This is a genomic window from Lentibacillus salicampi (genome assembly GCF_004565465.1).
In the GTDB taxonomy this organism is placed as follows: Bacteria; Bacillota; Bacilli; order Bacillales; family Amphibacillaceae; genus Lentibacillus; species Lentibacillus salicampi.
Genome location: NZ_SRHY01000006.1, coordinates 92,281 through 105,278 on the forward strand (window position 1 = coordinate 92,281; position 12,998 = coordinate 105,278).

12 protein-coding genes are annotated in these 12,998 nt (G+C 43.6%); 1 reads left to right on the forward strand and 11 read right to left on the reverse strand.

All coding sequences use genetic code 11. The features are described 5' to 3' along the window. Positions 1–36: 36 nt before the first annotated feature. Complete coding sequence (locus tag E4U82_RS07215; RefSeq protein ID WP_135109531.1) at positions 37–1,227, reverse strand: glycine C-acetyltransferase; 1,191 nt, start codon at positions 1,225–1,227, stop codon at positions 37–39. A 226-nt stretch (positions 1,228–1,453) separates the two neighbouring features. Here E4U82_RS07215 and E4U82_RS19830 point away from each other — a divergent pair, with 226 nt between their 5' ends. Continuing rightward, positions 1,454–1,591 carry a hypothetical protein gene (locus tag E4U82_RS19830; protein WP_167751353.1) on the forward strand — a complete coding sequence of 46 codons (138 nt, stop codon included), beginning with the start codon at positions 1,454–1,456 and terminating at the stop codon, positions 1,589–1,591. A gap of 46 nt (positions 1,592–1,637) precedes the next feature. Here E4U82_RS19830 and E4U82_RS07220 read toward each other — a convergent pair whose 3' ends face one another. The 10 genes from E4U82_RS07220 to opp3b all read right to left on the reverse strand — a co-directional run bounded on the left by E4U82_RS07220 (position 1,638) and on the right by opp3b (position 12,916). Then, positions 1,638–2,423: a 3D domain-containing protein gene (locus E4U82_RS07220; RefSeq protein WP_135109532.1), complete on the reverse strand. Its 786-nt coding sequence runs from the start codon at positions 2,421–2,423 to the stop codon at positions 1,638–1,640. Between the two features lie 268 nt (positions 2,424–2,691). Then, on the reverse strand, positions 2,692–4,557 hold the full coding sequence (opp4A, locus tag E4U82_RS07225; protein ID WP_135109533.1) for an oligopeptide ABC transporter substrate-binding protein: 1,866 nt from the start codon (positions 4,555–4,557) through the stop codon (positions 2,692–2,694). A 158-nt stretch (positions 4,558–4,715) separates the two neighbouring features. Next, positions 4,716–5,630, reverse strand: a complete 915-nt coding sequence (locus E4U82_RS07230) for an ABC transporter permease (RefSeq protein WP_135109534.1) — start codon at positions 5,628–5,630, stop codon at positions 4,716–4,718. Between the two features lie 29 nt (positions 5,631–5,659). After that, a complete protein-coding gene (gene opp4B, locus E4U82_RS07235) occupies positions 5,660–6,622 on the reverse strand; it encodes an oligopeptide ABC transporter permease (RefSeq protein ID WP_135109535.1) in 963 nt (320 codons plus the stop codon). A 5-nt stretch (positions 6,623–6,627) separates the two neighbouring features. Further along, on the reverse strand, positions 6,628–7,560 hold the full coding sequence (locus E4U82_RS07240; protein WP_135109536.1) for an ABC transporter ATP-binding protein: 933 nt from the start codon (positions 7,558–7,560) through the stop codon (positions 6,628–6,630). Next, the gene (locus E4U82_RS07245; RefSeq protein WP_135109537.1) at positions 7,547–8,563 is read right to left on the reverse strand and encodes an ABC transporter ATP-binding protein; all 1,017 of its coding nucleotides are present in this window, start codon (positions 8,561–8,563) and stop codon (positions 7,547–7,549) included. The genes E4U82_RS07240 and E4U82_RS07245 overlap by 14 nt, the downstream gene beginning before the upstream one ends. 253 nt (positions 8,564–8,816) lie before the next feature. Beyond that, the gene (locus tag E4U82_RS07250; protein ID WP_135109538.1) at positions 8,817–9,752 is read right to left on the reverse strand and encodes an ABC transporter ATP-binding protein; all 936 of its coding nucleotides are present in this window, start codon (positions 9,750–9,752) and stop codon (positions 8,817–8,819) included. Then, positions 9,752–10,807 (reverse strand): ABC transporter ATP-binding protein, encoded by a 1,056-nt coding sequence (locus E4U82_RS07255; protein ID WP_135109539.1) that lies wholly within the window; start codon positions 10,805–10,807, stop codon positions 9,752–9,754. Before E4U82_RS07255 ends, E4U82_RS07250 begins: the two co-directional genes overlap by 1 nt. Before the next feature lie 21 nt (positions 10,808–10,828). Continuing rightward, positions 10,829–11,986, reverse strand: a complete 1,158-nt coding sequence (gene opp3C, locus E4U82_RS07260) for an oligopeptide ABC transporter permease (protein WP_135109540.1) — start codon at positions 11,984–11,986, stop codon at positions 10,829–10,831. After that, positions 11,987–12,916 carry an oligopeptide ABC transporter permease gene (gene opp3b, locus E4U82_RS07265; RefSeq protein ID WP_135109541.1) on the reverse strand — a complete coding sequence of 310 codons (930 nt, stop codon included), beginning with the start codon at positions 12,914–12,916 and terminating at the stop codon, positions 11,987–11,989. Between the last annotated feature and the right edge of the window lie 82 nt (positions 12,917–12,998).

Below are 12,998 nucleotides of genomic sequence, written 5' to 3' on the forward strand. Positions count from 1 at the left end.
AGTATGTCCTTCATGAAGTCGTGATCACCGTCAAATCTAAATAAGGCCCAGTTCCTTGCCGATTTTTTCATAGGCTTTGAGTGCCTCATCCAACATTTCCTTCGTATGGGCTGCTGTCGGCATGTTGCGGACACGGCCTTTGCCTCTTGGTACGGTCGGGAAAACGATCGATTTCGCGTAGACGCCTTCTTCATATAGCCGCTTGCTGAATGCTTGCGTATCTTTTTCATCGCCCAGAATACAAGGGGTGATTGGCGTTTCACTTTCGCCGATATCAAATCCAAGTTTTTTCAGACCGTCTTTCAAATAGTCGCTGTTCTCCCACAGTTTTTCATTCAAGTCCGTCGACGCCATCAACAGCTCGACCGCCTTTGTGCTTGCAACTGCGTCTGCCGGCGAAACCGCTGTTGAGAAAAGAAATGGTCGTGAGCGCACTTTCAGCCAGTCAATCAGTTCAGCTTTCCCGGCAACATAGCCACCGATCACGCCGATGGCTTTGGATAACGTTCCCATCTGGAAGTCTATTCTTTTTTGCAGTCCGAAGTGTTTCACCGTGCCGGCACCTTTGCCAAGCACACCAGAACCATGCGCATCATCAACATAGGTGATCAGGTCAAATTCTTCGGCAATCTCCACAATTCCCGGGAGTTTAGCAATATCCCCGTCCATGGAAAAGACGCCATCCGTAATAACCATCACTTTGTTATAGTCGCCCGATTCCGTTGCTTCCTTCGCTTTTGCCCGCAAGTCATCCATATCCGAGTGATTAAAACGGATAATCTTCGCCCGCGACAAGCGGCAACCGTCGATAATGGACGCATGGTTCAACTCGTCGGAAAGAATCGCATCGTTTTTATCCATTACCGCAGAAATAGCCGCCATATTACAATTAAAGCCGGACTGATAGGAGATGACCGCTTCCGTTCCTTTGAATGCTGCCAGTTTCTTTTCAAGCTCTAGGTGCAAGTCGAGCGTGCCATTAATCGTTCGGACAGCTCCTGCACCGACCCCATGTGAATCAACTGCTTCCTTGGCGACTTCCTTCAGACGGCTGTCCGTTGCAAGTCCCAGATAGTTATTCGACGACAGATTAATCAGCTCTTGACTATCAATGTTAATAACCGGACCATTGGCGCCCTGGACAGGGTCAATTTCGTTATAGAGCCCGCGTGCTTTTAAATCTGAAATATTCTCCCTCAAAAACGATTGCAATACTTTGCTCGTCATGTTATGGCTCCCCCTTCTATGTAAACGCTTCATTTAACTCTTAATTTAAAAAATATCAGGTTCCATTATCGAGTTTAACATATGACATTATGATTTGGTATTTGATTTGTGAGAATCACACGCACTTTTCACAATATAGTAATATTTACCTGTCCAAATCTATGGTATATTCTTCTCTACTTTAATATAATTGACTTAGAAATAGGACAAAAGAGAGGAAGCACAGATGAGGCAAATTTTAATGACACTGTTTATTGTGATGATCGTCAGTTTTGGCATAATTGGTTTTGCTCAGACAAGCATGGATACAGACGATGTTGTTGAAGAAGAAGATAGCCATGACAATTCAATAATTGTACAGTAAAGGGGAGCATCCTAATTGATGCTCCCCCTGTTATTGCTGACTTATTCTATTCAACGATGGTGACGTCAACTGTGCGGACGCCCCATTCATGTGCTTCATCTTCTGAAGGAACATGGACATCGATTTTGTCACCATTAATAGCACCACCGACATCTGCTGCAATTGCACGTCCATAACCTTCAACATAAACTTCTGAACCCAGCGGAATCACATTTGGATCAACCGCAATGACTTTTTTGTCCGGATTGGCATTCAGGTCAATGCCGGTTGACGTAACACCTGAGCAGCCGGCGCAATCAGCGGTATAGGCTGTTGCCGTTACAGTGACGGTTTTGCCTTCCGAATTATCCTGGGATGATTCCTGATTGGTGTTTTCATTGTTATCAGCTGTCGTTTGTGCCGGTTCAGCTGACTGTTCCGAGTCATCGGATTGATTGGATGTTTCTTCAGATGATGTTGTCTCAGTCTCATCCTGGTCAACATTCACCCCTTGAATCTCCAGTTCCTGGCCAATCGAAAGGATGTCCGATTTAAGATTATTCCACTCTTTCAAATCCTCTATCGACACATCATAGTCATTACTGATACCTGTCAATGTATCACCTTTCTGAACTTTGTATATGTCATTTATAAAGAGTGTCTGTTTTGGCTGAATCGTTGTTGTATTCAGATCGTTTATTTCAACGAGTTCATCTACGGTTGTATCATATTCCTTTGCGATGCCCCAAAGGTTGTCCCCTTTTTCGACTTCGTGTTCTGCTGCAGAAGCAGTGGTTATTGTAGCGCCAGCAATCATGACACCAGTAGCAATCGAAGCTACCAATTTCTTCATAGGTAGTCCCCTCCTTTAAATTCTGCATTGCCCATCATATCACAGGCTCATAGGCAGTGCAGTTACAACTCAATTAAGAGTCTGTTACAAGGATTACCAAACTACCGAAGAAATATTACAATTTTAATAGATTTATTTCAAAAGGTAATGTCATGTTGCTTAAATATATCAAAATCCTTAATGCATGACAGAATAATATGATAGCTAATGAGTCACGTACTCAAAATGAAGAGGGCCGCCAAAGCGCCCCTCTTCTATTCCATATGGTTTATTCAGCTGTCACCGGTTCTTCCTGTGTCACGCCAAGTTCATACAGGTACGTATCACCCGTTGACATGTCATCAGCATACAAATCATAATTGACGATACGATTGTTAACCGGAACGATCAATGAACGGTACAAAGTTGGGAATACGGGTACTTCATCAACCATTAATTCCTGCCATTCATTGTAGACTTCCTGGCGTACTTCCTGATCAAATGCTTTTTCAGATACACCTTCTGCCAGAAGTTCATCATTTTCCTCGCTTCCATAGCGGGAGAAATTAAACAGTGCTTCGCGTCCATAAAGTCCAGTTGGGTCAACATCATAGCCGACACTCCATGCACCTTGGTAGATGTCAACTTTCGGGTCATCATTTCCGCTTTGACCAACTTTATCGTAGAATGTGTTAAATTCCAACAAGCGGCCATTTAACAGCTCAACGTTAAGCCCAACTTGTTCCCATGCCTGGATATAATAATTGGCGATTGGCTCAGCCACGTCGCCGCCTGACATCGAGGCAAAGTTAATGGTTAATTCCTCACCGTCCGGGTCTTCACGGATGCCGTCATCATTCGTGTCGACATAGCCTGCTTCATCCAGCAGCTGTTTTGCTTTTTCCGGATCATATTCACGGCCGGGATTGTCTTCATCATGGTAGGCTGGATGTGATGGCGGAATCAAAGTTGTCGCGTTCCAGCGCAGTCCATTATAGAACTTCTCGCCGACGGATTTATTATCTACCGCATGCCACATTGCCTGGCGCAGATTTTTATTGGCCATTTTGGCATCCGGGTCAGGTTTGATTTCCTTGTTTTCCTTATCCCATGTACCTAATTTGAAGCCAATATAGGTATAGGCGAGATCAATCTTTCCAAGATATTCAACGTTTGATAAATCAGCATTATCCGGATACTGGTCTGTCGGGAAACTACTCACAAGATCAACTTTGCCACTTTCCAATGCCTGAACAACCGTATTTGGATTGATGACTTTTATCACAACTTCGTCCAATCTTGGTTCGCCGCGCCAGTAGTCTTCATTTTTCTTCAATACAACAGACTCACCAGGAACAATACTTTCCACTTTATAAGGGCCAAATCCAATCGGGTTCTTTCTAACTGCGTCTGATTCAACCATTTCAGACACCTTCATGTCCCCAAAAATATGCTTTGCCATTGGATAGATCCAAACACCACCGGTTAACAGTGATGGTGTTGCTTTTTTGTATGTGACTTTCAGGGTTTTTTCATCGACAACTTCAATTCCCGATATGGAATCCGCCTCACCATTATGGTAAGCATCCATCCCCTCGATATTTTGGAAACTTGCACTATAACGAGGGCCTTCATAATCCGGGTGTCCAATTACTTCATGTGCAAACGCCCAGTCTTCAGCTGTAACTGGTTCGCCATCATGCCAGTTAACCCCATCTTTAATGGTAAACGTGAATGTCCGGTTGTCATCACTCACTTCATAGGTTGCAGCGCCGTCATTTGTCATCGTATAGTTTTCGTCATACGTTAATAATCCCTCATCGAACCATTTAAGGACTTGTGAATCAGGATCACCATCATAGAAGTTCCAGTTCAATGTTCCTTCAAAAGAAGTATCTGATACAAGGCCATATGTTATTGAACCGCCATCAATAGGTTCGCCCTCATTCGAGGCTGAAGGACTAAAATCTTCAATCGAATACAGTTTGTCTTCTGAGGCCTCCGCCTCTCCACCTTCTTGTTCCTCATCTGTTCCTTCACCAGAATCAGATGAGTCACTTTCACTATCATCCGACCCACCACTGCAAGCTGCCAGTGTCAGCAGCAGCATTAGAAACAGTGCAAATAAACCCTTTGTTAAAAGAGACCTTCTCATCCAATAGACCCTCCCCTTGTAGTTTGTAATTTTTCAGCCTTACGTTTGTATGGCTGACTGTTGGATACTCAACATCAATATCGAATGGCACCATTGATGCAAGTAACAGCATTTACCACGGCTGCATCTATTTATATGAGCCTCACCTCCCTTAAGAATTAACCCCTTCTTTGTCTTGCGTCAGTTGCGCGCTTAAGCGCTTGCCCGACATTGTTGACAGCAAGCATTAATACAAAGATCATGACTGATGCCGGGACCCAGATCCACCATCTATCTTCTAATGTTGTCGGGTTTGTGGCATAACTGACAAGTGTACCCAAACTCGGTGTACTTTCAGGAAAACCAAATCCCAGAAAGGAAAGTCCTGATTCCAGCCCAATATTCGCTGCCAGATTTAATGTCATCGTTACGATAATCAGTGAACTTAAATTAGGCAGAACTTGCTTAAACATGATTTTAATATTAGACGAACCAAGTGTTTTGGAAGCCTGAGCATAATCGAGTTCCCTTTCCTGCAGCGCTTTTGAACGAATCAGTCTGGCAATTCCCATCCACAGAAATGCCGTCATAATCAGTGAAAATGAAACAACACTATATTTAGGTACAATTGAAACAAAGACAATAACAACCATTATAAAAGGTAGTATCAAAAAGAAATCCAAAATCCGCATCATAGCATTATCAACATGTCCGCCATAATAACCGGAAACCAGGCCATAAATCACACCGATTAATCCAGTCATCAATGTAACGAGGAAGGCAACTGAAAGTGAATTTCGCGTCCCAATAATCAATTGTCCGAAAATATCGCGTCCGCCATAATCAGTACCAAGGATAAATTCATCAGATGGCGGTTCATGTATAGCAAATAAATCTACCTTGACGATTTCATCCTTATCCATAATGATTGACGTCCCATATACGATCGCAACGACTACTATTAAAAGGATTAAGGATATTAATGCTACTTTATCCCGTATAAGTTCCCGTCCTAGAATGCTCAGTCCATCCTCGTTTGCTTTAGAAGTCTGCCCGGACTGTTCTGTGTATTCTTGTTCGTTTTTCTTTTCCATTTTCAATCACCTCAAAGTCTGTCGAATTCCTATTTAATTCGAATGCGCGGATCTACGAGACTTAATATAATATCGGATATCAAAGCCCCTAGAATCGAAGCCAGACCAAATAGCAGAACAACCGATGTTACAACGGTGTAATCACGTAATAAAACAGATTGGATAAATAAATCACCCATTCCCGGATAGCCGAAAATTCGCTCGACAAACACCGTTCCGCCAATCAATCCAGTGATTTCAAAACCGAAGAATGCAGCAATCGGCAATAATGAATTCCGGAAAATATGGCGATTATAGACTCTTGATTCAGAAGCACCTTTTGCCCTAGCCGTTATAATGAAGTCTTTCTGCTTCGTATCAATAATTTCACTGCGCAGGTACTGAACTGTGTTGACTGTCGTAATCAGTCCCAAAGAAATTGCAGGAAGCAATAAGTGGTTTATCTTGCTCACAATATATTCAAAAGTTCCGGGATCAGAACCAGGGGCAACACTTCCACTTGTCGGGAACCACCCGAGTTGATAGCCAAAAATCCATAACATAACTAACGCGAATATAAAGATTGGTGTCGCAAATCCGATGTACGTATAACCGGTAATTGAACTATCCAACAAGGAATCGTTAAACCTTCCGCTCGTAATCCCCAATGGAATAGCAAGCAAATATGTAATAATTAATGTCGCCACCCCGAGCCAAAAAGAATTAACCATTCGATTCCAGATCAACTCTGAAGCGGGCATTTTAAACTGGAATGACTGACCAAGATCGCCTCGTACTGCACTGGTAATCCAGTCAGCATATTTTATGTGCCAGGGATCATTAAGCCCCAGTTCTTCCCGTTGTTCCTGCATTTCCTGTGGATCAAGGTCGGGATTTATTTGGCCTGTTAGCGCGTCACCCGGCATGGCCTGTGCCATTAAAAAAACAAGTAAACTCAACAGCAATAATTGTGGGATTATGATTAGCATTCTACGTACCGAAAATTTCCACATATGATTCAACCTTTCTCCGGAAGTGCTACCAGATGTGTTTCAGATATAGGCTTTAAACCGTAAGCCAACCCGTCATCACCAAAATAATCATCGTATGACTGCTCATATTCCTTTTGTACTTCCTGGCGATAATAAATCTGTTCTCTGCGGTTCTCCGGATTAATATCAGGTATTGCCGCTACAAGCCGCTTTGTATAAATATGCTGAGGGTTATCAAAAATATCATCTACAGTACCTTCCTCAACGTATCTGCCTTTATACATGATACCGATATCATCGCACATATGCCTGATAACACCAAGGTCATGACCAATGAAAATATACGTTAGCCCCAACGCTTCCTGGATGTCTTCCATGAAATTCAGAACCTGTGCCTGAACAGATACGTCCAATGCAGACACCGGCTCATCAGCGATAATGAGCTTTGGTTTTAAAGCGATGGCTCTGGCAACCCCTATCCGTTGCCGCTGCCCCCCGGAGAACTGGTGCGGATATTTCGTAATGCTTTCCGAGCTTAATCCGACCAATTCCAATAATTCCAACACACGCTTTTTCTCTTCTTGTTTCGATAATTTTTCATAGTTTCGCAATGGTTCAGCAATAATATCCAACACGCGTTTTTTCGGATTGAGTGAAGAGTATGGATCTTGGAAAATCATTTGAATTTCTTTCCGTACATCCAAATCCGCTTTCTTTAAATTTGTTATGTCATGACCGTTGTAGGTTATCTTTCCCGCGGTAGCCCTGTTCAGCCCGATGATGGCACGGCCTGTAGTTGTTTTGCCGGACCCCGATTCACCAACAAGTCCATACGTTTTACCTTTCTCAAGTGAAAAGGAGACTCCGTCAACAGCTCGGATATGATCGACAGTCCTGCCGAATATCCCACCTTTTACCGGAAAGTGAACTTTGAGGTCCTCCACTTCAAGAAATGCCATGACGCTTATCCTCCTTTTTCTCATCGGGGAAGTAAAAATTTTTATAGCAGGTACAGCGAACGAAATGGTTAGGGCTTATTTCGTGCAATTCAGGGCTCTTTTCGTGTACTGATTCATCAATCCATGGAATTCTGGAACGGAAACGGCAGCCTTCACGCGTCAAATTTTTCAAAGAGGGCACAATCCCCTGGATGACATGAAGCTTTGAGTCAACCGATTCAGCGTTTGGCACAGAGCTCAATAATGATCGGGTATAAGGATGCTGCGGCATGCCGAACAAGGCATGCACATCGGCAACTTCAACGATTTGTCCGGCATACATCACCGCTACCCGATCAGCCATTTCCGCTACTACACCCAAATCGTGCGTAATAAGGATAATTCCAGCGTTCATATTTTCTTTCAATTCATTCAGTAAGTCCAGAATTTGAGACTGTATCGTTGCATCCAGTGCGGTTGTCGGTTCATCAGCTATTAAAACTTCCGGATCGTTTGCTATCGCAATAGCAATGACAACACGCTGTCGCATGCCACCGGATAATTCGTGCGGGAATTGTTCATAGACGTGCTCCGGCCGCGCAATTCCCACTTTATCCAATAAGGAAATAGCCTTTTGTTTGCGATTTAAATTCGAAAACTTTCCTTTATGTAATAATAAGACTTCACCAATCTGATCACCTATTTTCATTAACGGGTTCAGAGCAGTAAGCGGGTCTTGAAAAATCATGCTCATTTCATTACCACGCAGCTTATTAACCTGACCAGCGGAATAATTTGTCACATCATCACCTTTGAATAAAATATCGCCTTCAATTTTCGCCCGATTGTGCAATCTCATTAGTGAAAACGCAAGGGCACTTTTTCCACATCCTGATTCACCTACAATGGCTAGTACTTCATTCTCGTTGACCGTTAGTGATACATCGTCCACCGCCGCATAATACTGATCCTCAATCCGAAAAGATGTTTTTAAATTTTTTATTTCCAGTAACTTTTCATTCACAATGATCACCCTATTGTTGTAGTCTTATCTGATTGTTAAGCAGAACTTCCCTAAAATGACCTAATACTTTATGGGTATAAAAAATAATGGCTCAAATGAAATATTTCTGTAACATTAAGTAATTAGAGTATATATTATTTCCAAATATCTAACAAGGCATTTTATTAAATCTCCTGTGAATTTTTAAATAATTTATAAAAAAAGACCCTATTGGTTTACACCAATTTAGGTCTTTTTTGCTGGATCTACTGGATTATTTAGTCTTCAGCTCTTTCTTATATTCTTCAAATTCCTTCGTTGTGCAGCGCACCCAGTGACCAGGCTTCACTTCCCGGAATTCCGGTTCTTCGTTTGTATCGTGTTCAGCAGGATCATAAGCAACCCGCCTGCGGTTCCGCTCATAATCCGGGTCCGGCAGCGGAATGGCCGACAGCAGTGATTTAGTATATGGATGAAGGGGGTTTTTATATAACTCATCACTTTCTGCCAGTTCGACCATATTCCCGAAATACATGACGCCGATCCGGTCACTGATATACTTGACCATCGACAGGTCGTGTGCAATAAACAGGAATGTCAGGCCGTAATCACGCTGCAGTCTTTTCAGCAGGTTGACAACTTGGGCCTGTATCGATACGTCAAGTGCCGATATGGGCTCATCAGCGATAATGAACTCCGGCTCAACTGCAAGAGCGCGTGCAATGCCGATCCGCTGCCGCTGTCCGCCGCTGAATTCGTGGGGAAAACGGGTCGCGTGCTCTCTGTTCAGCCCAACTGTTTCCAGCAGGTTTTCCACCCGCTGTTTGCGATCTTTTTCATTCTTTGCCAGTTTATGAATATCAATGCCTTCTGCTACAATGTCCATCACGGTCATTTTTGGATTCAGGGATGATGAAGGATCCTGAAAAATCATTTGCATTTTCCGGTTCAGCTTCAACAAGTCCTGTTTCGATTTCTTGCCATGAACATTTTCATGATTGAATATCACTTGGCCGCCAGTAGCCTCATGCAGACGGATAATCGTCCGGCCTGTTGTTGATTTACCACACCCCGATTCGCCGACAAGACCGAATGTTTCACCTTTATTAATATCAAATGAAATATCATCGACCGCTTTAACGGTATTGTTACGACCGAGTTTAAAAAATTTCTGCAGATTTTTCACTTCCAGAACTTTTTCTTTTTCCATTATGCTTCACCATCCTTGCCATCATCCATTGAAGCAAACCCCTGCATGCGCCGCTGCACAGACTCCGGAGGTTCGATCTTCGGTGCATATTCATGAAGCAGCCATGTGGCAGCATAATGCGTGTCAGATACCTGGAACATCGGTGGTTCCATTTGGGTATCGATTTCCAACGCAAACCGATTCCTTGGTGCAAACGCATCGCCCTCAGGCGGATTCAGCATATCCGGCGGGCTGCCCGGGATCGCAAACAACTCTTCCTCATCACTGTCCAACGTTGGCATCGAGCCTAGAAGCCCCCAGGTATAAGGGTGTTTCGGATTATAGAAAATGTCATCCGCTGTACCGACTTCAACAATTTTCCCGGCATACATGACAGCAACACGGTCAGCCACGTTCGCCACGACACCAAGATCGTGTGTGATGAAGATAATTGCACTGTCCATTTCACGCTGAATATCTTTCATCAATTCCAGAATCTGTGCCTGTATCGTTACGTCCAGTGCAGTTGTCGGTTCATCCGCGATCAGAATTTTCGGATTGCAGGCAAGTGCAATTGCCACGACTGCACGCTGGCGCATCCCTCCGGAAAATTGGTGGGGAAATTGGTTCAGACGTTTTTCCGCCTGCGGAATTCCGACAAGTTCCAGCAATTCGATCGTTTTTTCGCGCGCCTGAGCTTTACTCATCTTCCGGTGCTTGATCAGACCTTCCGCAATCTGTTTGCCAACTTTCATCGTCGGATTCAAGGAGGTCATTGGATCCTGAAATACGGTGGAAATATCCCTTCCGCGCAGTTTCTGCATTTGTTTATTGGAATACTTGGTGATATCCTGACCTTCAAACAGGATTTCACCCGTTTTAATATATCCTTGAGGCTCCGGCAACAGTTTGGTGATGGCTTTGGTGGTGACCGATTTCCCTGAACCGGATTCACCCACGATGGCCAATGTCTCACCTTTTTTCAAATCAAAATCTATCCCTCTTACAGCCTGAACTTCACCACTGTAAGTCTTAAATGAGACCCTTAAATCTTTCACTTCCAATAGTTTGCTCATTGTCAGAAACACCTCCCCTTATTATTTGTGCATTCTCGGATCAAACGCATCCCTGAGACCGTCACCGATCAGGTTAAACGCGATCATGATGATTGAAATCAGAACGGCCGGATAGAATACCAGATAAGGATATAACCTGAATACTTTAAAACCGGCGTCAATCAATGCACCGAGTGATGCCTCCGGTGGAACAATACCAAGGCCGATGAAACTGAGGAATGCTTCAAAGAAAATCGCACTCGGAATCGTAAACATTGTGTTAATGATGATAATACCGGCAATATTCGGCATCAGATGTTTCCGTATGATTTTCCCGTTTGTTTGTCCCAATGTTCTGGCCGCAAGTACATATTCCTCATTTTTTTGTTTGAGCACTTCTCCCCTTACGATACGAGCCATGCCTGTCCATCCGGTTATCGTAAGGGCTAAAACAATGGACATAATACCCGGCTGCAAAACAATCAGCAACAGGAATATGACAACGAGGTTTGGAATACCACTCAGTATTTCAATGATCCGCTGCAGAACATCGTCCACTCGACCGCCATAATAACCGGATATGCCCCCATAAGCAACACCGATAAGAAGGTCAATTGCAGCGGCAACAAAGGCAATGATTAATGACACTCTTGTTCCAAGCCAAATTCTAGTCCACTGGTCACGGCCCAGCTGGTCGGTACCAAGCCAGAAATAGTCATCCGTCATTTCTTTTGCTTCATAGATGTTATAGGTTGCTGAAACTTCGGCAGAATCTGTGCTCCCGTCACCTTCAGACAGCACTTCTATATCAACGAAGTCTTCGGCATTGTCATAACGCATGACGGCATTTTCAGTTGCTTCTTCAACGGTGGACCCTTTAAATTCATCTTGCAGTGTCCCATCCATGCCCAGAAACGGGATGTTTTCCGCAACAGGAACACGCGGCGGCATTTTCGCACGTGACAAATCCTGACCATCCATCCCATATTCATTAAAATATGGTCCAATAATACTCATGAGGATAATGATAATCATGAGAATAATACTGACAACAGCCATTTTATTTTTAAAGAATGTTCTCCGTGCGTCCTGGAAAAAGGACCTGCTCGGTTTTGTAATCATTTCAGTTGTATTCTCTTTCCGCTCGTGGGAGACAAACAGTTCCTTTGGTGGTTCATTTTTCTGGTGTTGTCCAGCCATTTAGCGTCCCCCCCCTGTTAGCCGGATTCTTGGATCGATTAATCCATACAAAATATCGATCACAAGTAAAATCACGATAAATAAGACAGAGAACAAAAGGGTTGTCCCCATAATAGTCGGATAATCGAGCACCTCAATGGAGCTGACAAACTGCTCACCAATCCCTGGAACCGCAAAAATCTTTTCAATCACGAGTGTCCCGGTCATGAGTGATACAGCCATCGGACCCATGACGGTAACCAATGGAATCAGTGAGTTCCGCAACCCGTGTTTGAAAATGATACCGGATTCGGTGACACCCTTTGCCCGTGCTGTCGTAATATAGTCTGAGCCAAGGACCTCCAGCATCTCTGTCCGTGTAAAACGGGCAGCTGTTGCCATCGGAAAGATTGCCAGGGCAATCGTCGGCAGAACCGTATGTGCATAGGTTCCCCATAATGCAACAGGAAAGAGCCCCCATTCATTCGCCAAATACCATTGCAATAAACCTGCGAAAACAAAGGAAGGAATGGACGTACCTAAAACAGCAATAACGGTGGAAGTATAATCCAGCCATCCATTATGATAAATAGCGGCAATCAGTCCAAATAAAATACCAGCAATTGTTCCAAAAATGAGCGCCTGTCCGCCGAGTACCATTGACGGTGGCATCCGATTGATTAATATATCCGTTACCGGGGTATTATCAAAGTGGAAGGATATACCTAAATCTCCCCGAACAAGTCCCGTCATATAATTCACGTATTGAACCGGAATCGGGTCGTTCAGCCCGTATTTTTCCAATACGACTTCTCTCTGCGATTCCGACAGCTTGTTTTCGGCAGATAGCGGGCTGCCGGGAAGCAATTTCATAAGGAAAAATGTGACGGTGGCAATAATAAACAGTGTAATAATCATGTAAAATATCCGCCGCAAAATATATCGAAGCATTACCGCACCTCCTAATTTGATGATTGTTCCTGTTGATTAAAAAATTCACTATTATATGATTTTTTCCTATACAGGGTAAAAG